The sequence below is a fragment of the Peribacillus sp. FSL K6-5616 genome (assembly GCF_038008245.1).
Lineage (GTDB): Bacteria > Bacillota > Bacilli > Bacillales > DSM-1321 > Peribacillus > Peribacillus frigoritolerans.
Window position 1 is genome coordinate 4634378 of record NZ_JBBOYT010000001.1, and the last position, 21709, is coordinate 4656086.

At 42.1% G+C, this 21709-nt stretch carries 21 protein-coding genes and 2 riboswitches; of the genes, 7 read left to right on the forward strand and 14 right to left on the reverse strand.

Features of this window, described 5'->3' with window-relative positions; all coding sequences use genetic code 11:
- Positions 1-51: 51 nt before the first annotated feature.
- Positions 52-186, forward strand: coding sequence for a YuzL family protein (locus MHB45_RS22555; RefSeq protein ID WP_072273724.1), 135 nt, complete (start codon positions 52-54; stop codon positions 184-186).
- A 49-nt stretch (positions 187-235) separates the two neighbouring features.
- On the opposite strand, the gene MHB45_RS22560 is transcribed toward MHB45_RS22555, so the two are convergent.
- The gene (locus MHB45_RS22560) at positions 236-1153 is read right to left on the reverse strand and encodes a proline dehydrogenase family protein (protein ID WP_048688192.1); all 918 of its coding nucleotides are present in this window, start codon (positions 1151-1153) and stop codon (positions 236-238) included.
- Between the two features lie 147 nt (positions 1154-1300).
- On the opposite strand from MHB45_RS22560, the gene MHB45_RS22565 reads away from it, so the two are divergent.
- Both MHB45_RS22565 and MHB45_RS22570 read left to right on the forward strand, forming a co-directional pair.
- Positions 1301-1579: a hypothetical protein gene (locus MHB45_RS22565; RefSeq protein ID WP_034310108.1), complete on the forward strand. Its 279-nt coding sequence runs from the start codon at positions 1301-1303 to the stop codon at positions 1577-1579.
- 13 nt (positions 1580-1592) lie between these two features.
- Positions 1593-1928 (forward strand): spore coat protein, encoded by a 336-nt coding sequence (locus tag MHB45_RS22570; protein ID WP_048688189.1) that lies wholly within the window; start codon positions 1593-1595, stop codon positions 1926-1928.
- A gap of 81 nt (positions 1929-2009) precedes the next feature.
- Here the strand turns inward: MHB45_RS22570 and MHB45_RS22575 are convergent, their stop codons facing one another.
- The 5 genes from MHB45_RS22575 to MHB45_RS22595 all read right to left on the reverse strand — a co-directional run bounded on the left by MHB45_RS22575 (position 2010) and on the right by MHB45_RS22595 (position 6832).
- Positions 2010-3182: an FtsW/RodA/SpoVE family cell cycle protein gene (locus MHB45_RS22575; RefSeq protein WP_048688186.1), complete on the reverse strand. Its 1173-nt coding sequence runs from the start codon at positions 3180-3182 to the stop codon at positions 2010-2012.
- 146 nt (positions 3183-3328) lie between these two features.
- Positions 3329-4210, reverse strand: coding sequence for a metal ABC transporter permease (locus tag MHB45_RS22580; protein WP_048688183.1), 882 nt, complete (start codon positions 4208-4210; stop codon positions 3329-3331).
- A complete protein-coding gene (locus MHB45_RS22585) occupies positions 4207-5130 on the reverse strand; it encodes a metal ABC transporter permease (RefSeq protein WP_048688180.1) in 924 nt (307 codons plus the stop codon). Before MHB45_RS22585 ends, MHB45_RS22580 begins: the two co-directional genes overlap by 4 nt.
- 10 nt (positions 5131-5140) lie before the next feature.
- Complete coding sequence (locus MHB45_RS22590; RefSeq protein ID WP_048688176.1) at positions 5141-5896, reverse strand: metal ABC transporter ATP-binding protein; 756 nt, start codon at positions 5894-5896, stop codon at positions 5141-5143.
- Between the two features lie 12 nt (positions 5897-5908).
- A complete protein-coding gene (locus tag MHB45_RS22595; RefSeq protein ID WP_048688172.1) occupies positions 5909-6832 on the reverse strand; it encodes a metal ABC transporter solute-binding protein, Zn/Mn family in 924 nt (307 codons plus the stop codon).
- Positions 6833-7463: 631 nt separating this feature from the next.
- On the opposite strand from MHB45_RS22595, the gene MHB45_RS22600 reads away from it, so the two are divergent.
- Both MHB45_RS22600 and MHB45_RS22605 read left to right on the forward strand, forming a co-directional pair.
- The gene (locus tag MHB45_RS22600; RefSeq protein WP_048688169.1) at positions 7464-8426 is read left to right on the forward strand and encodes a LacI family DNA-binding transcriptional regulator; all 963 of its coding nucleotides are present in this window, start codon (positions 7464-7466) and stop codon (positions 8424-8426) included.
- Between the two features lie 264 nt (positions 8427-8690).
- Positions 8691-8875, forward strand: a riboswitch (Lysine riboswitch).
- Positions 8876-8971: 96 nt separating this feature from the next.
- Positions 8972-10423, forward strand: a complete 1452-nt coding sequence (locus MHB45_RS22605) for an amino acid permease (RefSeq protein WP_048688168.1) — start codon at positions 8972-8974, stop codon at positions 10421-10423.
- A 49-nt stretch (positions 10424-10472) separates the two neighbouring features.
- Here MHB45_RS22605 and MHB45_RS22610 read toward each other — a convergent pair whose 3' ends face one another.
- The 7 genes from MHB45_RS22610 to MHB45_RS22640 all read right to left on the reverse strand — a co-directional run bounded on the left by MHB45_RS22610 (position 10473) and on the right by MHB45_RS22640 (position 17536).
- A complete protein-coding gene (locus tag MHB45_RS22610; protein WP_072272283.1) occupies positions 10473-12152 on the reverse strand; it encodes a glycoside hydrolase family 13 protein in 1680 nt (559 codons plus the stop codon).
- Positions 12153-12237: 85 nt separating this feature from the next.
- Positions 12238-13320, reverse strand: a complete 1083-nt coding sequence (locus MHB45_RS22615; RefSeq protein WP_072272282.1) for a Ger(x)C family spore germination protein — start codon at positions 13318-13320, stop codon at positions 12238-12240.
- Complete coding sequence (locus MHB45_RS22620; RefSeq protein WP_048688158.1) at positions 13317-14417, reverse strand: GerAB/ArcD/ProY family transporter; 1101 nt, start codon at positions 14415-14417, stop codon at positions 13317-13319. Before MHB45_RS22620 ends, MHB45_RS22615 begins: the two co-directional genes overlap by 4 nt.
- A gap of 24 nt (positions 14418-14441) precedes the next feature.
- Positions 14442-15953 (reverse strand): spore germination protein, encoded by a 1512-nt coding sequence (locus MHB45_RS22625; RefSeq protein ID WP_072272281.1) that lies wholly within the window; start codon positions 15951-15953, stop codon positions 14442-14444.
- Positions 15954-16092: 139 nt separating this feature from the next.
- Positions 16093-16644 carry a YhcN/YlaJ family sporulation lipoprotein gene (locus MHB45_RS22630; protein ID WP_048688153.1) on the reverse strand — a complete coding sequence of 184 codons (552 nt, stop codon included), beginning with the start codon at positions 16642-16644 and terminating at the stop codon, positions 16093-16095.
- Between the two features lie 54 nt (positions 16645-16698).
- Complete coding sequence (gene sugE, locus MHB45_RS22635; RefSeq protein ID WP_072272280.1) at positions 16699-17019, reverse strand: quaternary ammonium compound efflux SMR transporter SugE; 321 nt, start codon at positions 17017-17019, stop codon at positions 16699-16701.
- A 48-nt stretch (positions 17020-17067) separates the two neighbouring features.
- Positions 17068-17166: riboswitch (guanidine-I (ykkC/yxkD leader) on the reverse strand.
- A gap of 40 nt (positions 17167-17206) precedes the next feature.
- A complete protein-coding gene (locus tag MHB45_RS22640) occupies positions 17207-17536 on the reverse strand; it encodes a DUF948 domain-containing protein (RefSeq protein ID WP_161922102.1) in 330 nt (109 codons plus the stop codon).
- A gap of 118 nt (positions 17537-17654) precedes the next feature.
- On the opposite strand from MHB45_RS22640, the gene MHB45_RS22645 reads away from it, so the two are divergent.
- Together MHB45_RS22645 and MHB45_RS22650 are read left to right on the forward strand one after the other, a co-directional pair.
- Positions 17655-17834: a hypothetical protein gene (locus MHB45_RS22645; RefSeq protein WP_034310080.1), complete on the forward strand. Its 180-nt coding sequence runs from the start codon at positions 17655-17657 to the stop codon at positions 17832-17834.
- A 931-nt stretch (positions 17835-18765) separates the two neighbouring features.
- On the forward strand, positions 18766-19386 hold the full coding sequence (locus MHB45_RS22650) for an RraA family protein (protein WP_161922100.1): 621 nt from the start codon (positions 18766-18768) through the stop codon (positions 19384-19386).
- A 54-nt stretch (positions 19387-19440) separates the two neighbouring features.
- Here MHB45_RS22650 and MHB45_RS22655 read toward each other — a convergent pair whose 3' ends face one another.
- Positions 19441-21408 (reverse strand): LTA synthase family protein, encoded by a 1968-nt coding sequence (locus MHB45_RS22655; RefSeq protein WP_048688142.1) that lies wholly within the window; start codon positions 21406-21408, stop codon positions 19441-19443.
- Between the last annotated feature and the right edge of the window lie 301 nt (positions 21409-21709).

Sequence of the window (21709 nt, forward strand, 5' to 3'; positions counted from 1 at the left end):
GGTTATTTCTCCTCCGTTCAGTAAAAAATAACCGGGCAGGAGGTGACTTATATAATGAAGCGTAAAGATAATCCTTCTAAAGCAGCCGTGAGCGCAGCAAGTGTTAAAGGCAATGCCGGCCCTGGCGCTGAACGTCAACATGGAATCAATAAAGTGAACAGCCAAAACAATCAGTTCAAAAGATAATCCTTCTTGATTTGAGCAGCCGTCCCTTTTCCAGGGCGGCTCTCGCTTCCTATTTCTTGAATAGGCCTTTTAAAACGAAAGCAATATTGGCCGGCCTCTCCGCAAGGCGGCGCATGAAATATCCATACCAATCCGTACCATAAGGAACATACACCCTTACCTTATATCCTTCTTTAGCAAGTTCAAGCTGCTTTTCAGTGCGGATTCCATATAACATTTGAAATTCAAATGAATCCCGGGATATTCCCTGATCTTTGACCAAGTCCCTCGTATAATCAATGATACTATCATCATGTGTGGCAACGGCTGTGTAATTTCCATTTTGCATATGCTTCTTGATGATTTTCTTGAAATTCTCATCCACATCTTTTTTTTCGGGAAAAGCCACTTCCCTTGGTTCTTTATAAGCCCCTTTAACAAGTCTTAAATTCGGATGGTATGCATCCAGCTCTTCAATATCCCTCTCAGTCCGATACAGATAAGCTTGAATGACAGTCCCCAATTCATTATATTCAGACTTCAAGGTTTTGAATACATCCAAAGTCGGCTGGCAGCGCGGAAAATCTTCCATATCAAGCGTCACGAAAACACGATGGTCTCTAGCTTCATCCAAGATTCTCCGCATGTTATTCATTACGACTTGTTCGGACACATCCAAGCCCATCGAGGTCAGCTTCAGGGATAACTGTGAATCGAGTTCATTTGTGCCAATCATCCGGATGGCTTCAATGCACTCTTCTGCCATCTTCCCTGCTTCTTGTTCATCTTCAATGAATTCACCCAAATAATCAATGGTGACAGCAAGCCCCTTCCGGTTAAGGTCAGCAATCACATCACATGCCATATCCAAGGATTCTCCTGCCACGAAGCGAGATGCACCAAACCGCAGCCCGTATTTTTTCGCTGCCTGTGTCATAGCTTTATTCTTTGATAAAAAAAGGAACAGATTTTTCAAAATCCTTTCCATCTGCATTCCCCTCCAAATCATTTTGGAAAATAGATGCACCTATTATTTTAACATTTAATTCATTTTTCAGATATTTAGAATCAAGAATAAAAAATTTCATGAAGGGAAAATTAAGCCCGATTAAAGAACACATAAGGAGGTAGAATGATGGAACAGCAAAATTCGTTTAATAGCCAACAGCAGTCGACCGGCTTCATGAAACAGCCACCGGAAATGGTTTCGGTGAAAGATAGCTTATACTTAACCGATATGCTTGCATGGAATCTGAATGCGGTTAAAAAAGCACATTTTTTTGCCACACAATGTAAGGACCCGCAAATCATTGATGCGTTAAATCGGTGCGGACTCATGCATCAACGCCATTACGATACCATTTTGAAACATTTGAACCCGGACCAAAACCAGAGTCAACAACAATATCAATAAAGGAGGGTTCTTGATGCCCAATGAAAACAAAGTCCAAAACCCTGAATCTCCCGTGGCAAAAACACCGCAAATGAATGACAGGGATTTTATAAATGATATGCTCACAACTGAAAAGTACTTTTGTAACTCCCTTTCCGTTGCCCTGCATGAAATGAGCAATCAAGCATTATTCCAAGACATTTTCTCCATTTCCAAAGAAAATCAGGAGATGCAGCGTGAACTCTATAACCTTATGTTCGAAAAAGGCTGGTATAGTTTAGAAAAGGCGCAAGCTACCAGCTTAGGCCAATCGTATCAACAATTTTCCGGTTATAAAAATCAATTTCCATCTGGAACGAACATTCAATAAACAAACATTCAGGGGGGTGGATTCTGCTCCTTTTGTTTTTTGCTACAAATAAAGCCGGCCCATCGGGGGCCGGCTTTATTATTAGATATCCGTAGAAAACATATACTTCTTATAGTGATACCGAATGCTGAATATTAAGCCCATCGCCATCATGTTCCCCATGAGCGAGCTTCCTCCATAACTGACAAATGGAAGCGGAATCCCCGTAATCGGCAAAAGGCCTACAGTCATGCCGATATTTTGAAAAACGTGGAACGTCAACATGCTTATAACGCCCACACAGATATATGTATAGAAGTTATTTTTCGTGTCCATTCCCGTTTTTGTTATGTGGTAAATCAATAGGAAAAACAAGGAAATGATGATGCTTGATCCGATGAAGCCGAATTCTTCACCGATGATGCTGAAAATGAAATCCGAATGACTCTCGGGCAAATACACTTCCCTTGAACCGATTCCCTTGCCTGTAGTCTGGCCGGAGCCTATGGCCAGTAAGGATTTGGTTAAGTGATACCCTTCGGAGCTGGCATAATTATATGGATCCAGCCAAGAATAGATACGGCCGAATTGATAAGATTTTACCCCTAGGTATTTTTCCAGGATTTCCGGCTTCCAAAGTACAAAGTACAGGACCGTGGACGCGACGACAATTCCTCCCGAAACGATCGGCAGCAGGATCTTCCATGTTACCCCTGATATGAAAATCATTCCGAGCATGATTGACATGATGACAAGCGAGGTGCCCAAATCCGGCTGTTGCATGATTAACAATAAAGGGGCACCGGTCACAAGACCGATTTTAATAAGCAGCCAGATATCCGTTTGAATCGTTTTCAGCGTGTTTTTGAGATGATGGTTCGATATGACATTCGCTAAAGCCAGGATCAGGAAAACCTTCATGAATTCCGATGGCTGAATCGAACCGATTCCCGGAATGATGAACCAACTTTTCGCACCATTCCGGACAGGAACGATGCTTTCCGGCATAATGATCAGCAAAAAAAGTAAAAATAATCCGAAGCCATAAGCGTACCATGAGATTTTTTTCAACTGGTCCGAATCCAGTGTGATGAACCCTAATACGATTCCAATCCCCACTATATACCAAAAAATTTGTTTTATTAAGAAGTTTTCAGCGTACTGTCCAGTCGTTTGGGCACTATAGATTGCCAGGCAACTTCCAACGCATAATAACAGCAATATTGTGACCAAAGAAAAATCTATTCGAGATGAAAATTTATTTTGTTCTTCCATACTAAACTCTCCCTTAAAAAGGCTCCTGCGATACTCTATAAATACACTTATTCATTATACTTTAAACAAATAAAATCACAACTATATCGAAGAATAGTTTACAGGCCTCATGGAGTTATTTCCATGAAGCCTGCAGGCATGGAGAGCTATGCATGTGATTCCTTTGATTTTCTCCGTTTCAGCAATAGGCTGACCAATCCATTGCCAGGGGAGAAGAGAAAGGCCAATCCGAATAATATGGCGGCCGAACCCACCATGCAACCTGATATCGAGGCATCCAAAATGGTGGCTGAATAGTAGCCGATGACGGAACTTAGCACCCCAACCCCGATACTGACCAATATCATGCGGCTTAAACGGTCTGACAGCAGATAGGCCGTTGCCGCAGGTATGATGAGCATCCCAACTACTAAAATGGAACCTACACTATCAAAAGAAGCAACAGTTGTCAGTGAAATGAGGCTCATCAATAAGTAATGAAAGAACAGTACAGGAATTCCCATCGCGGCAGCAAGTGATGGATCAAATGAAACGAGTTTAAACTGTTTGAAGAAAAGGAAAATCAGTAAGAGGTTCAGGATAAAACAACTGCCGACTATCCAAACAGCTTTTGGTCCAGCCTCGATTCCAGCGATTGTCATCGTGTTCCACGGAGTATAGGCTATTTCCCCATAAAGGACATGTTCCAGGTCAAAATCTATTTGTTGCGTGTACAAGCTCACAAGTACGATCCCCGTTGCAAAGAGGGAAGTGAATACAATCCCGATCGCAGCGTCGGATTGAACGCCCGACGATTGGAAAAGCTGGATCAAGAATACGGTAAGCAAGCCGAGCGCAGCAGCCCCGATCAGCATTGGAACCGAATCCCGGGTTCCGGTTATTAAAAATGCCAATACGATTCCCGGCAAAACGGAATGACTGATTGCATCCCCAATCAACGTCATTTTCCTGACTATCAAAAAACACCCTAATACACTACAAGAACCCGCCACTAATGCTCCGACTAAGATAATCCAAAAATCATTCATGATGAGTGGCTCCCTTTCCTTCTATCCTTTTCGAGAGAATATTTCTTTTTCGTCGAAACCCTTCTCCATATAGATGAAAGCACTCCGCGTTTAGGTGCAAAAAGCATGGAAAAGAAAAACCATACCGTCGCGGATAAGACAATTAACGGTCCTGTCGGCAAATCATTGACAGAGGTACTGATCAACGTTCCAGACACACCGCTCAACATTCCGAATATACCAGACAGGATGACCATGATATGCAGGCGCTCCGTCCAATATCTCGCGGATACCGCAGGTGTTATCAGTAAAGATGCCATCAATACGACGCCTACTGCCTGGATACCGATCACTACAGCTGCCACGATCAGCATCATGATGAAATAATCCAGAAAAACAACCGGCAATCCCATCCCCTTAGCAAACCCGGGATCAAAGGACAGTAATTTGAATTCTTTAAAAAATACGGTACAAGTGAAAATGAGAATAAAGGAAACCGTCATCATCATATATACATCGGACATGACCATTGACGCCGTCTGTCCGAATAAAAAGGTATCCAATCCGCTTTGGTTTCCATACTCGCTCTGCTGGATTTGCGTAAGCATCACAATTCCGAAACCAAAGAAAGAGGATAAGACGATTCCCAAGGCCGCATCCTGCTTGATCTTACTGTATCTCGTAAGCACACTGATCAAGAAGACAGCGACTAAGCCAGCCAGGGCGGCACCTATCAAAAAGTAGGAAGTGGATTTCACTCCAGTTAACATGAAGGCGACACAGATACCGGGTAACGCTGCATGTGCGAGCGTGTCGCCAAGCAAAGACTGCTTTCTGAGGTAGGCAAAGCTGCCGATGACCCCGCTGCTTAATCCGAGGAACATCGTGCCAAGCAATATCCACCTTGTATTTGGATCGGTGATAATGTCCATTATATTCATCGTGTACACCTCATTTTAATAAAAGGCCGGACTTTGTGTCTGATAGTATCGCTAGGCGGCCTCCATATGTTGCCTGTAGGTATTCGGGAATGAACACTTCATCTGTCGGACCTATTTTCATCACCTTCTTATTCAATAACATCGTCCAGTCGAAATATTCCTTCACGGTGGATAGGTCATGGTGCACAACCAGAACGGTTTTGCCTTTTTCCTTCAATTCCATCAGCAATTGTATGATCGCTTTCTCTGTTGCGGCATCCACCCCTACGAACGGTTCATCCATAAAATAAATATCCGCTTCCTGTGCCAATGCACGGGCCAGGAATATCCGTTGCTGCTGTCCGCCTGATAGCTGGCTGATCTGGCGGTTTGCGTATTCAGCCATCCCCACCTTCTCCAGGCACTCCATCCCCTTCTGCCTTTCGGACTTCCCAGGTCGCCTCAGCCATCCAAGATGACCATATCTGCCCATCATCACGACATCAAGTGCGTTGGTCGGAAAATCCCAATCCACTGACTCCCGCTGTGGTACATAGCCGATACTCTTCCTCATCGATTTATAAGTAGAGCCCTTTATCGTAATGTGCCCCGATATTTTTGGGATCAATTCGAGTATCCCCTTTATCAAAGTGGACTTCCCTGCTCCATTGGGGCCTATGATTCCGATTAAATTCCCTTCCGGCACCTCAAATGAGACATCTTCGACAACCGGCTTCTTATGATAAGCAATCGTTAAATTCTCGACCTTCAAAGCTGCTTGATTCATAGTTTCTCCCCCCTATTTCAAAGCACGGACGATGGTGTCCGTATTATGACGGACCATTCCGATATACGTTCCTTCTTCCGTCCCTCTTTCACCCATGGCATCCGAGAACAATTCACCGCCGATTTCCACTTTATGGCCCTGCTTACCTGCTCCTTGAATGACAGCCTCGATAGCCTTCCTCGGTACGCTTGACTCTATGAAAATCGCTTTTATTTTGTTCTCCACAAGATAGTTCCGCATATCCGTCACATCTTTTGATCCATATTCCGATAATGTATTGATCCCCTGGAGCCCTCTTACGTCCAGGCCATATGACTGCCCGTAGTATCCAAAAGCATCATGTGCCGTAACGAGCACCCGTTGATCTTCAGGCACTTTATTGATTTCCTCATGGACATATTTATCAAGTTCCTCCAATTGCAGAACGTACTCCTCATAATTTTCACGATACTCCGCTTCATGGTCCGGGTCCTTGGCAATCAATTCTTTCTTAACTGCCTCCGCCGCAACGATCCAAAGCTTTACATCAAACCAAACGTGGGGATCATGCTCCGTTGCACCCACTTTGCGAAGTTGGTTCTCCTTGAAGTCTTCCGTTACGGCAATCGTCGGTTTATCCTTGCTCATCATTTCAAATATATCCGTCATTTTCCCTTCAAGATGCAATCCGTTATAAAAAATCATATCAGCCGAATCCAGTGTCTTCACATCACCCTGCGTCGCTTTATATAGATGGGGGTCGACTCCCGGTCCCATTAAACTTGAGACCTCGACATGTTTACCGCCGATATTCTCAACCAAATCCCCAATCATTCCCGTTGTTGTAACGACATCCAGCTTGCCATTGCCATTATCGCTTTCGGCCGTATCATTGCCGCACCCCGTTAAAACCAGCAATGCAGCAAGCACGCCTCCAATAGATTTAAGAAAACCCATCCATATTCCCTCCCTTTTTCATCTTTCTAAAATAGTTTGCCATGTGCAAAACTAAGTGTAAATTTTTTTACATTGTCGTAAATGCTAAAAAGTTTCCTCTACACAACTTATTTTATACTATACACAAATATACAAAAAAAGTGCAACTATTTTTAAACATTTCAAAAAGGCAAATGACTTTTACATACAGCAAAAACTGTCAGGAAGCTCCACTAGGCAGCTTCCTGACAGTCAGTCATTCCGTATGATGAAATTATATTTATATTGTGGAGTTTTACTGGTGAACATAACTAGAGGAGCTATTTCTGGACGACGTGAAATTCACGAGTAAACGCGGTTTCCGCGCATAAAGCCGCGGACTTCTTGACGGGCATTGCCACTCATTTCTCCTGTTTCAAGGAAATGGCCAAGTACGCAAATCCCAATTCGATTCCGCAAAGCACAAACAAGGTGATTAAAGTTTGGAACATCATGATTTCCTCCTCCTCTAAGACTTAGACCAATCTTAAAGGATGAAACCAATACCATAACAAGACCTTATTTGAAGAAATCTTCAGCAGTCCCACACTGTTCCCTTGCCCTGAAATGGGTTTCATACTGTACAATATAAAAAAAGAAAAACGGTGATACCATGACAAATATTAAAGAAATAGCTCAATGTGCTGGTGTATCTGTCTCAACAGTGTCTCGTGTATTGAATGATCATCCATATGTAAGCCCCGATAAAAGAAAGAGCGTCTTAGAAGCGATCAATCGTTTGAATTATACGAGAAACATCAACGCCATTCATCTTTCAAAAGGGAAAACCAACCTTATCGGCGTCATCATCCCCTTCAACAATCACCCATATTACGGGGCAATCGTTAACGGAATCACAAAACAGGCAAATGCAATTGGCTGTCATATCGTCATCTTTCAAACAAATTATGACAGGGAGAAAGAGATCCAGGCTTTTAATATGCTGCAAATGAAGCAGCTCGATGGCATTATCGTTTGTTCAAGGATTTCGGAAATGAAAATCCTCTTGGATTATCAAAAATACGGACCGATTATTTTATGTGAAGATACCGCCCAGGCTGAATTCTCATCCATCAGCATTGATCATTATGCAGCTTTCTCCTGTGCCCTTGAGTACGTGATTGCTAAAGGATATAAGAAAATCGGATACAGCCTCGGCCGTAAAAAGAGCAGAAATAGTTCCCATCGTACAAAGGCCTTTAACGATATCATGAGTAAACATCAACTGATAAACAATGAAGCATGGCTGTTTGAAGGCAGTTATCACATCAAAGACGGTGAACAATTGTTTCAGGAATGGAATTCGATGATGGATAAACCTGAAGCCATCATCATCACGAATGATGACACGGCGGCGGGCTTCATTCTTACCGCTAGGAAATCGGGTATAAGGGTACCGGAAGATGTGGCCATTCTCGGCTTCAATAATGATAGCCTTGGCGAAATGCTCGACATCACGACCATTTCCTTACCGCTGGAATGGATCGGGAAAATGGCAGTGGATCTCTTTGAGAATCCTGAAGAGGTCAAACATGTAAAACTGGACTATGCCCTAATAAAACGGAAAACCGTTTAGTTATCAGGATGTGCTATATTTTAGTATATCGTCACTTGATTCTTCCTTCCTGCCTTCATTCATTAACTAGGAAAAAATAACCACATAAAATAATCATTGCGATATCCCAGAAGTTATTTTATAATTTTGATATAGTAAAGTTTACTCAATTACTAGCAATCTATTAGCGATTGCATGAATTTCATGAGTAAAATCGTCCGACGTCACCTGTCACCTACAAACTGACGCCAACGATTTTAGAAAATTGAATACTTCCTCATTTACCGATGAGTTAGAGGCTGCAGCTTATAAAAGTAAAACGGACGAGATTCTGGAAAATTAAAGACTCCGTTTGAAAGGATAAGTTGCCGAAGTTAGGGTATATTCCATGTATATTCTTGCTGGCGGTGTAACCGAATAGGAACACCACTGTCACGTTTTTTTTAAAAGCGTGGGGAGCTATCTTCGGAAGGATAAACGGGTTTATTATAAACAGCCGTCGATCTTTTTCGACTGCTGTTTTTTTATTTTTCGTTCCCTTCCAATAAAAAGGAGTGTAACATCAATTGTCAAATTCACAATCACCTTCAAGCCCTACTGAATTGAAAAGGAGCCTGAAAGCGCGTCATTTAATGATGATTTCATTAGGTGGAACGATAGGAACAGGTTTATTTTTAGCAAGTGGCGGTGCCATTCATTCAGCCGGTCCCGGCGGTGCCTTGGTGGCATACGCGGTCATCGGCATCATGGTTTATTACTTAATGACAAGTCTTGCAGAAATGGCAGCGTTCATGCCAGTGGCCGGTTCGTTCCGTGTCTATGCATCCAAATTCGTCGATCCGTCCTTCGGTTTTGCGATTGGTTGGAACTACTGGTATAACTGGGCAATCACCATTGCCGCCGAATTGGCAGCCGTTGTCTTAATTATGAAGTTCTGGTTCCCGGATAGCCCTTCATTTATCTGGAGTGCCATTGCGTTAATCACTATGTTTCTTATCAATTACATGTCAGTTAAAGGTTTCGGGGAAACAGAATTCTGGTTTGCCATGATCAAGGTCGTGACAGTCGTCATTTTCTTGATTACGGGTGTTCTGATCATTCTCGGAATCATGGGTGGGAATGACCCAATCGGTTTTTCCAATTTCACAATGGGCGAAGGTCCCTTTAACGGAGGGTTCTTCACGATTCTAGGCGTATTCATGGCTGCCGGCTTTTCTTTCCAAGGAACGGAATTGCTTGGAGTGACTGCTGGTGAAAGTGAAGATCCAGAAAAAAATATCCCAAAAGCGATCAGATCCGTTTTCTGGCGCATCCTCTTGTTCTATATCCTTGCAATTTTCGTTATTGGAATGATCATTCCGTTTACGGATTCACGTTTATTGAGTCAAGATGTTGCCGTAAGTCCATTCACGCTTGTATTTGAACGGGCCGGCCTTGCATTTGCTGCATCCATCATGAACGCGATCATTTTATCATCCGTACTCTCTGCCGGTAACTCTGGCATGTACGCTTCAACCCGTATGTTATGGGACTTGGCACGTGATGGGAAAGCACCGAAATTCCTAGGTAAGTTAGATAAAAGAGGAGTGCCCGTGAATGCACTTATCGTGACTTCTTTAGTTGGCTGCGTTGCATTCTTAGCTTCATTTTTCGGGGATGGCGTCGTTTATATCTGGTTATTGAACGCTTCAGGCATGGCAGGATTCGTCACCTGGGTAGGGATTGCGATTGCCCATTATCGGTTCCGCAAAGCTTACGCCGCTCAAGGCCTTGATATGAATGCTTTACCATTCCGGGCAAAAGGCTTCCCATTCGGACCTATATTCGCACTTGTCCTTTGTATTATCATTATCATCGGACAAGGCTATCAGGCTTTCAGCAGCGATGGGATCGACTGGAATTCAATGTTCGTTTCCTACATTGGCTTGATTCTATTTTTCGTTCTATGGTTCGGCTATAAAATTAAGCATAAAACGAAAATCATTCCGCTTGAGGAATGTGACCTTAAATCAAAATAATACGCAAAGGACCTGTTCTTCCCTAACCGGAGAAGAACAGGTCCTTTTTTCATTTCAAATGATAAACACGGCATTCATATGGTTGCAGGGGTTTGCTGGAGATTCCTTCTTCCTCCTGATCATAATTGCCGATCAGCTTTGTGGCAGAATATGCATGCAGCTCTTCAGGCAAAGTATAAGAGGCCTGCTCTTCTTTAAAGTTGCACAGCACCAACAGCTTTTCTTCCTCAAACGATCTCGTGTAGGCAAATATTCGTTCATCATCCGGCAACAGCAGTTCAAAACGGCCATAAACGACGATATCATGTTCCTTGCGCAGTTGGATAAGCTTTTTATAAAAATGAAAAATGGAATTCGGATCATTGTAAGCCTTTTCTGCATTAATCTCGGGATAATTGGGATTAACCTTAATCCAAGGGGTCCCTTTCGTGAATCCTGCGTTCCGGGAGTCATTCCACTGAATAGGTGTCCTCGCATTATCCCGGCTGCGGGCGTGGATGGCTGACATCATCCGCTCTTTTGACCAGCCATGAGAATGGACGAGTTCGTCATATGAATTCAATGTTTCGATATCCCGGTATTCATCGATATTTTCAAATGCAACATTGGTCATTCCCAGCTCTTCCCCTTGATATATATAAGGTGTACCTTGCAGCATATGAAGACAAGCGGCAAGCATCTTTGCGCTTTCAATACGATACTTTCCATCATTACCAAACCTTGAGACAACCCGGGGCTGATCATGGTTGTTCCAGTATAAACTGTTCCAGCCATCCCCCTCCAAACCAGTCTGCCACTTAGAGAGGATTCGCTTTAAATCGGTTAGCTTCCATTTATCGTTACTCCATTTCCCTTCTGGTCCCCTCCCCAAATCCATATGTTCGAATTGAAAGACCATATGTAGCTCACCACGATCTTTACCTGTGAACAATTGCGCTTCCTCCGGTGTGACGCCTGGCATTTCCCCAACCGTAATCACGTCATGCCCAGAAAGTGCCCGTTGATTGATTTCCTGCAGAAACTCATGTATGCGCGGTCCATTCAGGAAAAAGGGGCTTCCATCACCATACTGCTTCTCATGATGAACGGCTCCATCTGAATAGCTTTGATCTTTTGAAAGGAAGTTGATGACATCCATCCGGAAGCCATCGACACCCTTATCCAGCCACCAAGTCATGATGCTGTAAACTTCTTCACGGAGCTTAGGGTTCTCCCAGTTTAAATCCGGTTGTTTCCTGCTGAATAAATGTAAATAATATTCATCGGTTCTTTCATCATATGCCCATGCTGAACCTTTAAAAATCGACTCCCAATTATTTGGCTCTTTCCCATTCCTGCCAGGTTTCCAAATATAGTAATCACGTTTCGGATTGTCTTTTGAGGAACGGGATTCCTCGAACCATGGATGTTCATCTGAAGAATGATTGACCACCAGATCCATCATGATCTTCATTCCACGTTCATGAACGGCCTTCAACAACCTATCGAAATCGGCCATGGTCCCGAATTCAGTCATGATTGCTTTATAATCACTGATATCGTACCCATTGTCATCATTGGGAGATTGATAAACTGGGGATAGCCATATCACGTTCACACCCAGCTCTTGTAAATAATCTAGCTTCATCAAAATCCCGTTTATATCACCAATACCATCGCCATCACTATCCATAAAACTCCTTGGATACACTTGATACACAACTGCCTCTTTCCACCATGCTTTGTCCATGCTTTTCCCCCTTTTTTAGCCGCATTGACACAATCCTTACACCAATACCCTATTATAAAGGGGAAAACTCCAGAATATTCTACTTTTATTCAGCTATTCCCGTTTGAATCATTTCAATATCCAGATCGACCTCGATTGGAATATCGGGATATGTCTCCTCCCAATGTTTTTGATCAAAATTTCTTGTTTTACTTTTAGCATGATCACCGAGTGCAAGCGGATCTATATGGTTCTCCTGAAACATGGTTACCATCTCATTTAATTTTTTGCCAATGACCTGCTCGGCCCTGGCCTCTATTTTATTCAGGTCGACCGCTTTGCCCAAGTCGTAGCCTTGGACCTCTAGCAGACTCGCTTTCATTTTCACTTCAATCCTGACCTTTGGGTCTTGATTGGCATTCGAAATATGATAATGGACACGTGACTCCACGTTATTGATATCGGTAAAGTCATTTTCCTTCCATTTAATTTCATAACTCCCCAGCTTAAAATTTTCACTAAGGACCTTATATAAAAAGCCGTCTTCATAAGGTATATATTTACCAATATAACGATCCGTTTTAAACAAGGCGATCCCCCTTACCCGTATTTGGTCTCCTGTTGTTTCCAATAAGGGCAAGACCGGATCGATCCCTTTACCATGACACGCATATAAATACCTGTGAAGATCTACATCAGGCAAATTAGTCCTTATATTCTGTTCGATCAGCTCCTTCACTTGAACCCCTGGCGTTTTAATCAACTTCGGCTCCATTTTAACTACATCCTCCGCTTTGCCATGAACGACCGCTAAATACAAATCCCTTCCCACCATTGGGTCACGCCTATATGTATCGACATAATCATTCAATCCCTTACTTGCCAATTCTTCACCATATAGAGTGACTGTCAGTCTCCCGCCGACAATCGGGTATGGTGTTTTTGCATTTTCCTGCTGGCGGGCCGCCTTTATATCATGGGAGTCCGCTTCATATACTTCTTTACCCAGATCTGCTTCCTCCCCAGGCTGAGGAACGCTGACAACGACCGTTCCTTTGATTTTCTTGTCTCCGGCATCATCATAACCTACGACTTCAGCAATTAATATATCTTCTAATATTTGCTTTTCCACGCCGCACGCCGTCATCAAAAAGCTTGCTAATGTTATCAAGAGAAGTTTGATTTTCATGATTTATGCCCCCTGAATTTATAGACGATCGACTGCCATATGAATAAGAGAGGAAGATACAAATAAACGATATAAAAACCAATTTGCGAACTGATCGTGTTAAACTTATCGATTCTATAGCGGTTATCCAAAAAAATGCAGGAAGCCAAAATGATGATCAGAATGAGAACCAACATCTTTTTTTGTCTAAATCCGAATACTCTTTTCGCTGTCCTGCTTGCTGCCCAAACCCCTAGGCAAACATTCGGCAGCACCATGAACAGCCAAACGGAAATCCCTATGTATTCGAACCTTTCAATGAATGGAAGGTCTACAATTTTCCATAACGTCAAAGTTGCCCAAATTACATCTTTCAGCTGATCTTGATGATAGTAGGCTAATGTAACAAGTATGGATACTACATAGATCACCATAGTGAACAACGCCCCTAAGTGGGCCCACTTTTGAGATTTTTCACGATTTTTAATGAAAGGATAATAAATGAGGATTAATTCAAAACCAAGGTAATTCAGGGTCATCTTCTTACAGGCCTTCATGATTTCCAAAAAGGAATGATCAAGAAAAGGACCCAAATTTTCAAAGTGGGCGTACTTCAAAGGGAAATAATTCAAAAGGAATAATGGCGATCCGATCATAAGGCCGATTATGCAAAAACCGGTAATGACCCTGAAACCTCCCTCCACAAAGCGATATACGAGAATTAGAATGATGGTTATCAGCATCAGGACATTGACACCTGGGAACATCCAAACCTGAATGACTTCTAAATAAGTCCTGATAAGAATGATGGAAATCATTATGAAGTAGAGGATGAATAATATATTGAAAGCATTTCCGACCCATTTACCAAACAAATCCTTGTGGATGGCAACCAAATCAAGTGTTTGGGGGCCCCTGCCCAAAAGCTTGAAACACATCCAAAGCAGAACATTTATGATCAACCCTGATATCAGGACCGATATCCATGCGTCTTGGCCAGCCTCTTTCGCTATGATCCGTTCAAACCCCAATATCCCTACTCCAATCTGCATGCCGGGCATGAGGAAAAAAACAAAAAATGGAGATATTTGTTTTGTTTCATTTGGTTTGACTTCCATTCCTTCTCACCGCTTTCTACTTCCTTATTCATCGATATCATTACGGGTGTTTCGTTTTTCCGCCTCTTTCCTTATCCTTAGTGGATTTTCCGTCCGCAGAAACTGCGGGCGTTTTTTCTGCTTTGAAAAAGGGAGGCGAATCAGACTATCTTTAAAGTCATGAATTCTTAACGGGTAAAGCGGGTCTAAATAAGGACTGCCAAGCGAAGTCAATTTCAATAAATGACTTAAAATGAATGCACTGCATAAAGCTATTCCAAACAGCCCGTATAACTGGGCAGCAATTAGAAAGGGAAAGCGGATAAGGCGAATCGTATTGCTGATTTGGTAAATCGGCACCGTAAATGAAGCCAAGGCAGCCAAAGCGACAAGCATCAACAAGACATTACTGACAAATCCCGCTTCCACAGCGGCTGAACCGATGACTATACCGCCAACAATGCCGATGGTCGAGCCAACCTTGGCAGGCAGCCTGACCGCCGCTTCCCTCAGCAATTCGATCGTGCCTTCCAGCACGATCGCTTCCAAGATCGGCGGAAAAGGGATCACTCCCCTGGATGATATTAAGATTGGCAGCAAATCCGTTGGGATCACTTGATAATGATAGGTTAAAACGGCCACATACAGAGGTGATGACAAAACGGAAAACAGCACGGCGAAAAGCCGAATCAAACGGAATGAAGTACCGAGATTCCAAATTTGAAAATAATCTTCAAATGACGAGAAGAATGAAATGATGGTATTGGGACCAACCAATGCATGAGGAGATCCATCCAGCATGATCCCTATTTTCCCTTCCGATAATACACTGGCCAGATGATCAGGCCGCTCCGTATCAATCAATTGCGGGAACATCGAATTCCGATTATCCGTGATCATCTGGCTTACGAACGAAATATCGACGATCGTATCATATTCTATATCTTCTATTCTCTGTATGACCGTCTTGATGATCTGTTGATTTACCACCCCATCTATGTAGAGTACCGCTATCCTTGTTTGCGAGATGCTCCCGACCCTAAATTCCTTGGACTGCAATTCAGGAGTGGGCAATCTGTTACGGATCAGATTCAAATTCGAATCAAGCGATTCAACAAACGCCTCCTTGGATCCAACGACCGTATACTCCGACTCAGGTGTTGAAATTTGCCTTTTCACACTGTGAACACACGGAATGAGCAAACACATTTCATCATCTTGCTTGTATTGAATCATGATCGATCCGTCCAAAACCAATCTTTGAATGTCTTTTAAATCAGCCGTCAATTTCATATCTTCCATCGGAATATCGCCTTTTAGTTGCTTAAGGACCTTCTTTGGTTGATTCGACATGACCGCCAATACTTGTTCGTGGAGCTGTTGAACACTGACCAGTGAATTGAAGTAGGAGATGATATAGCCATCATCATTCGGGAATTGGAAGGTAAGAAAATCATTAGATGCTTTAAACTTTTTAAGGAGTTCCTGAAAATCCTTGGAAGTAACCTGAAAGGATGCTGAATCCGTTTCCCTCTTGTCCTTAAAAAACCTCACCATCCCACCCCCAATACAAAGTTTTTCGTTCATTCGATTATTGTAACCACCCTATTTAAAGTTAGTCATGTTCCACATCTTTAAAATAGGAAAAGACCTATCCGGAATCCACCGGATAGGTCTTTACTTCTTAATTTTCCAATTATCTTGGACTTGGAAAGATCCGTGTTACAAGTTCACGGAACTCTTCAGCAAATCCTTCAACGGGTTTTCCATTCTCGATATCATTCGCATACCCATCCATTCTTTGAACAAAGTCCGGATTTGCCGACACATAAACTTGGTCTACAGATGGATCTGCTGCCCTTACTGCATCAGCAACCCTTTCTTTAAGGTCATTCGAGATATCCTTTTCCCCGCCGTCTTTTAATACTGCGCCTACATAGGCATTATTTTCAGTCACGATGACATTTGCGTTACTTACTTCCTTCAAAGCTTCGACTCGATTTGAGATATCCTCTGAGACCCTCATACCGTTTACGCCATTATCATTATTATCATTATTGATATTATTATCATTATTGACATTATTAACATTTTGCCTTGTGTCGCCTACATTCATCGGATTATCCAAATTATCCTGATGAGTACGATTCAGGCCAAGATTTTCACTGGCATCTTCGTTATCATTCGTTGCACAACCTGTAATCACTAAAGCCATCATTGCACTTGATACTATCGCTTTATAGTTCATATTCTTCACTCCTCAAAAATCATTTAACATTACTATTTGCGAGGAGTGGGCAGATTATTCAGAAGAAGTGACCTTCAAGCCGATAATTCCAACCAAAATAAAACCGGCGAATACCAATCGCATCGCATCCTTAGGCTCGTTAAAAACGATGATGCCTACCAGAAATGCCCCAAGAGCCCCTATTCCAGTCCAGATTGCATACGCTGTTCCCATAGGCAGAGTTTTTATCGCCGATGACAAAAAATAAAAACTAATAACCATGCCAGCAATCGTTATGATAGAAGGTAATAATTTCGTAAAACCCTCGGTATACTTTAGACTTGTCGCCCATACCACTTCAAATAATCCTGCAATCACCAATTGAATCCATGCCATCTTTTCCGCCTCCAATTACAGAAAAAGCCCGGGAGGTCATCTTTCATAACCTCCCGGGCTTTTTTCCCTCCGTGTACGCAGATTACTGCGCGTTTCTCTTGGACCATTCCGGTAACATTCAACCGAGGAACCCTAGAAACATAGTATTTCCATACTATATCATGTACATTTCAGATCGGTCAAACACTTATGCATCGCTTCTGTTTCTAAGCTTCCACTTGTCACCTTTTATTGAAAACCAAATATTCTTAAAGGGTTCAGGTATTTCTTTAGCCGCCTCAACCGTATATTGGACAGCCTCTTTTTTATATTCAACATCTTCAGTGATTTCTTGCTGGGTCATGGCGAGTTGGTCCGTTTCCGATTTAATCTGATCCGTTTTGGCCTGGATGCGTGTAACGGTTTGATTCACATTTTCAATTGTCGGTTTGGTATCCTTAAATGTTTTAAAAGCAAAAAACGCTAAATACATAATCGATCCGATAAAGAGGGCAAGACTAATATATACAATGATCACCTAGATTCCTCCTTTTATTTTACCTTTACTATACCCGTAATAATTGAGCAGAAAACGAATCCCCATGTATTTTCTTTTATGCCTGGTCATATTATTGAAAGTAAAAGGAGGAATGAAAATGAATCAAATGCCTCTTCTTAAAGCCTGTTTTAAAGCTGGAATCCACTTCATTAGACATATGACCATACAGCAGGCCGCCACGATTGCAGGAATCATTTTTTTAATCATTCATCCAGAAGTTTTCAGCCCCCTTTGGCTTACATTGGCAACATCCGTCTTGATTCTGCTCCTGCTTTGAAGATTGTAAGTATCCCTGCACACTGGCTGTGTTATGGATTTCTTCGCTGACACCCCCATCCAGATCAGTAAAAAATACCGAGGATATGCACCAGCATTCTACCCTTGCTTCGGAAGAATGTTCCTGTACGGATCAAACTGCCATGGAGACCCGACCATTACTATTGCTAGGACTGTATCTATGCAGGATTTCAATCTTCATAGCGATGATCTATACAGTTTAATCAATCGTTTGATTAAAACGGAATTGGACTTCAACCCCCTTGTGACAGCTGAGCTTCCCTCCCCCTTCAGATATTGATTACACTCATTTACCATACTATCAAACGGAAAACTATTAGTTTACTCAACAGTTCAGAATTTTGCCCACCACGGCGATTTCAGATGCAATGGAAGGGTTGAGCAATCACCTTAAGTTATAAACAAACAATGAAGAATGTAGGCAAAAGGGTTCTACCTAAGAGTTAAACAATTGGAGCAGGTGTGCGAGACTCCTGCGGAAATGCGCGTCCAGAAAAAAGAACCCACAGGCCCAGAAGCCGCAGAGAGGCTACCGGAGGAGTAACTTTCAAATTGTACAAACCGTAAAAAAACTTTAGACAAATTCGATTTTCATCGAGTTTATCTATAACCTGAAGTACCACACAAAACACCTGACGTCCCTTGTCCATTCGTTAATGAAATCCCAACAGGCTGACCTATTAAATAGCTAATTTTTTGTTGCCATGGCATAGTCATCACTCCTTCAAGCACATCCTATTAAAAATGAAAAAATGGGCGGTTTATTTCTTAAAAATTCGCAGTTCGGTTATGAACCGGCCTAACAGACAGAACACCACTTACCATTTTATCAAGCTGAAAACTATCAGAAAATTACGAAGTTTGTGTATAATTAGGCTATATTCATTAACTTTTAAGGAGGAATCATAGTCATGGATAATCTTATTCAACAGTTCAGGAATTTGCCCACCACGGCGATTTCAGATGCAATGGATGGGTTGAGCAATCTGGATTCGGCAATAAAACCCTTAAAGGAAGAATTCCGGATGGCCGGACGGGCTTTGACCGTACAGATCCCCGTCGGTGATAATTCTGCCGTGTTAAAAGCAATCGGTGAAGCCAAGCCTGGGGATATAATTGTCGTTGACAGCAAGGGTGATACATACCGGGCTATAGCAGGAGACTTTGTTGTCGGCATGATGCAGACCATGGAAATTGGCGGCCTCGTAGTCGATGGGGTCATTCGCGACCTTGAAGCCATTAAACAATTGAATTTCCCTGTTTTCAGCAAAGGGACGACGGTTGCCTCTAGCGGCAAGGCAGGTGTAGGCGAAACCAATGTGCCCATATCCTGTGGAGGTGTCACCGTATATCCAGGGGACATCATCATAGGGGACATAGATGGAGTCGTGGTCGTGCCCAAAGATAAGGGTGAAGAAATCCTGGTCAAAGCAAAGGATAAAATCACCAAAGACGAACAGCGTGCTGAAAAATATGCCGGGAAGCCTGATGAAATCAGAAAGTATATTGCCATGATGACCAATAAAGGATGACGCATAAAAAAACAGGCAGGAAGCGATTGCTTCCTGCCTGTTCTTTCATTAGCCTTATTTATCGGTCTTTTCTTCCTTAGAACCTTCTTCATCATATGTGTAATCATAATCAGCAGGATCAATCGGTTTAAAGCCGTTTGGAGTATAGAAACGGAGTAAGTCGCCGTTCACTACTTGGTCGGATAAATTGAGCATCGTTTCAGCTCTCGTTTTATAATTGAGGATGGCATCATTTTCCTCGACCAATTCTCCCGTTTTAGTATCGTAGTATTTCCCTTTAATGGAAGTGACCTCCGGTGTTACAAAATCACCATTCCTGAAAGGTACCACTTCATTATGATCTTTTGACAATAAATCGGAACCGAATTGTACATAATCTTTAGATTCAATTCCTAACAGATGCAATAAAGTCGGGAGAAGGTCAATCTGTCCTCCGTATTGGTGCATTTCCCCGCCTTCAACACCTGGAACATGGATCAATAATGGTACACGTTGCAATTGGGCATTCTCAAATGCGCCAACATCCTCGCCAAGAACTTTTGACATGGCTTCTTTATGGTTTTCGGAAATACCATAATGATCACCATACATAACGATTACCGAGTTATCATATAGACCGGATTCCTTCAGATAATCGAAAAACTCTTTAAGCGCCTCATCGGCATAGCGTGCAGTTTGGAAGTAACTATCAACGGAAGCATCACCTGTCGTATGCTTGCCGATTGTTGCTTTTTCCTGGTCCATCGCATATGGGAAATGATGGGATACCGTTATGAATTTTGTATAGAAAGGCTGTTTAAGCGTTTCTAACATTGGAATCGATTCCTTAAAGAACGGCTTATCCATTAATCCATAACTTAGTACTTCCTCTTTATTTTCCATATTATAATGGTTTGCATCGAAGAACTGATTAAAACCAAGAGACTTATACATATTATCCCGGTTCCAGAAGGATTTGTAATTACCATGGAACACAGCAGATGTGTATCCTTGTTGTCCTAAAATAGCTGGTGCTGCTTGATACGTATTTTGGGAACGGTTTGTGAATGCTGCCCCCTGTGGTAAGCCGAACAGGGAATTTTCAAGCATGAATTCGGCATCCGCCGTTTTCCCTTGGCCTACTTGATGGAAGAAATTATCAAAGTGCATGAAATCTGATTTATCATGTGCAAGTGAGTTCAAAAATGGAGTTACTTCTTCCCCATTCAACTTATAATCGATAAGGAAATTCTGCATCGATTCCAAATGTAGGTAGATGACATTCTTGCCTTTGGCTGCCCCAAAATACTTAGGATTCGGCTCAGCGCTTGTTGCCTTCGTATAGTTGACGACTTCGGCGATATCCGTGCTGTTTGCAGTCGCACGCTGGGCGTATGTTTTAGTATTCTGAACGGCGTCATAAACCGTATAGTTGAACATGCCCAAGTATTTGACGATATAGTTCCGGTCGAATGTTCTTGATAACAATTGCGGGCGATCCTTTTCAGCAAGTCCCAAATTGATGGCAAAAATTGCTAGTCCCGCTAGGTAAACCATTCCAACTGTACGGCGTTTGACTTTGAAGTCTTCCGCTTTAAAGTCTTTGAATCTGTACAACACGATCAAAAGTATCGTATCAAGGAAATAAAATACATCATGGCCTTTAAATAATTCTAAAATACTCGGTCCCAAATCCCCGGCATTTTGCACTTGCGTCAAGGTTGGCAATGTAATGAAATCGGTAAATGACCGGTAATATACAATATTGAAGAATAACCATAAGGACATCAATAGGTTCAACCTGATGATCCATTTAAACGATTTTTTGCCTCTAGCCAATAGTGCCAAGCCAAAGAATAAAATGGCTGAACTAATCGGATTTATAAACAGTAAGAACTGTTGCAGGCCATTTTCAAGACCTAAGTTAAATTCAATTCGATATCCAATATAAGTTTTTATCCAAAACAAGACTACCGCAATAAAGAAAAAGCCTAGTATGTTATCTGCAAATAAATGCCGGCTTTTTTTAAGAAAATTATTCATGCTTTCACCTCTATTAATCTAGTGGTTTATTTATATAAATTTTTACAAACTTACAAAAGACGGAAAATCAGAAACCTTATAATAGCATTCTTTCACTTGGATAGTCAAGATTGTGAAAACCACCTTTTGTCACATCCATAACTCTTATATCCAGAATACTTCTTTAGCTTATGAACAAGCCTTTGAAAAAATAACAGAGTTTCGCCCGTCTCGAATGTTCAGCGCACCTATAACAAATATATAGGAAGTACATGTCTTAATCCAATAAATATTACCGTAATTTTTTGGTGTGACTGCGGAT

Bases quoted from the DNA above. Each gene is read 5' to 3' on its own strand.
- MHB45_RS22655 (WP_048688142.1), bottom strand. From the start codon at position 21,408: ATGAATAATTTTCTTAAAAAAAGCCGGCATTTATTTGCAGATAACATA.
- MHB45_RS22570 (WP_048688189.1), top strand. From the start codon at position 1,593: ATGCCCAATGAAAACAAAGTCCAAAACCCTGAATCTCCCGTGGCAAAA.
- MHB45_RS22565 (WP_034310108.1), top strand. From the start codon at position 1,301: ATGGAACAGCAAAATTCGTTTAATAGCCAACAGCAGTCGACCGGCTTC.
- MHB45_RS22620 (WP_048688158.1), bottom strand. From the start codon at position 14,417: ATGGAAGTCAAACCAAATGAAACAAAACAAATATCTCCATTTTTTGTT.
- MHB45_RS22580 (WP_048688183.1), bottom strand. From the start codon at position 4,210: ATGAATGATTTTTGGATTATCTTAGTCGGAGCATTAGTGGCGGGTTCT.
- MHB45_RS22590 (WP_048688176.1), bottom strand. From the start codon at position 5,896: ATGAATCAAGCAGCTTTGAAGGTCGAGAATTTAACGATTGCTTATCAT.
- sugE (WP_072272280.1), bottom strand. From the start codon at position 17,019: ATGGCATGGATTCAATTGGTGATTGCAGGATTATTTGAAGTGGTATGG.
- MHB45_RS22595 (WP_048688172.1), bottom strand. From the start codon at position 6,832: ATGGGTTTTCTTAAATCTATTGGAGGCGTGCTTGCTGCATTGCTGGTT.
- MHB45_RS22645 (WP_034310080.1), top strand. From the start codon at position 17,655: ATGAATCAAATGCCTCTTCTTAAAGCCTGTTTTAAAGCTGGAATCCAC.
- MHB45_RS22575 (WP_048688186.1), bottom strand. From the start codon at position 3,182: ATGGAAGAACAAAATAAATTTTCATCTCGAATAGATTTTTCTTTGGTC.
- MHB45_RS22560 (WP_048688192.1), bottom strand. From the start codon at position 1,153: ATGGAAAGGATTTTGAAAAATCTGTTCCTTTTTTTATCAAAGAATAAA.
- MHB45_RS22585 (WP_048688180.1), bottom strand. From the start codon at position 5,130: ATGAATATAATGGACATTATCACCGATCCAAATACAAGGTGGATATTG.
- MHB45_RS22625 (WP_072272281.1), bottom strand. From the start codon at position 15,953: ATGGTGAGGTTTTTTAAGGACAAGAGGGAAACGGATTCAGCATCCTTT.
- MHB45_RS22615 (WP_072272282.1), bottom strand. From the start codon at position 13,320: ATGAAAATCAAACTTCTCTTGATAACATTAGCAAGCTTTTTGATGACG.
- MHB45_RS22610 (WP_072272283.1), bottom strand. From the start codon at position 12,152: ATGGACAAAGCATGGTGGAAAGAGGCAGTTGTGTATCAAGTGTATCCA.
- MHB45_RS22600 (WP_048688169.1), top strand. From the start codon at position 7,464: ATGACAAATATTAAAGAAATAGCTCAATGTGCTGGTGTATCTGTCTCA.
- MHB45_RS22650 (WP_161922100.1), top strand. From the start codon at position 18,766: ATGGATAATCTTATTCAACAGTTCAGGAATTTGCCCACCACGGCGATT.
- MHB45_RS22630 (WP_048688153.1), bottom strand. From the start codon at position 16,644: ATGAACTATAAAGCGATAGTATCAAGTGCAATGATGGCTTTAGTGATT.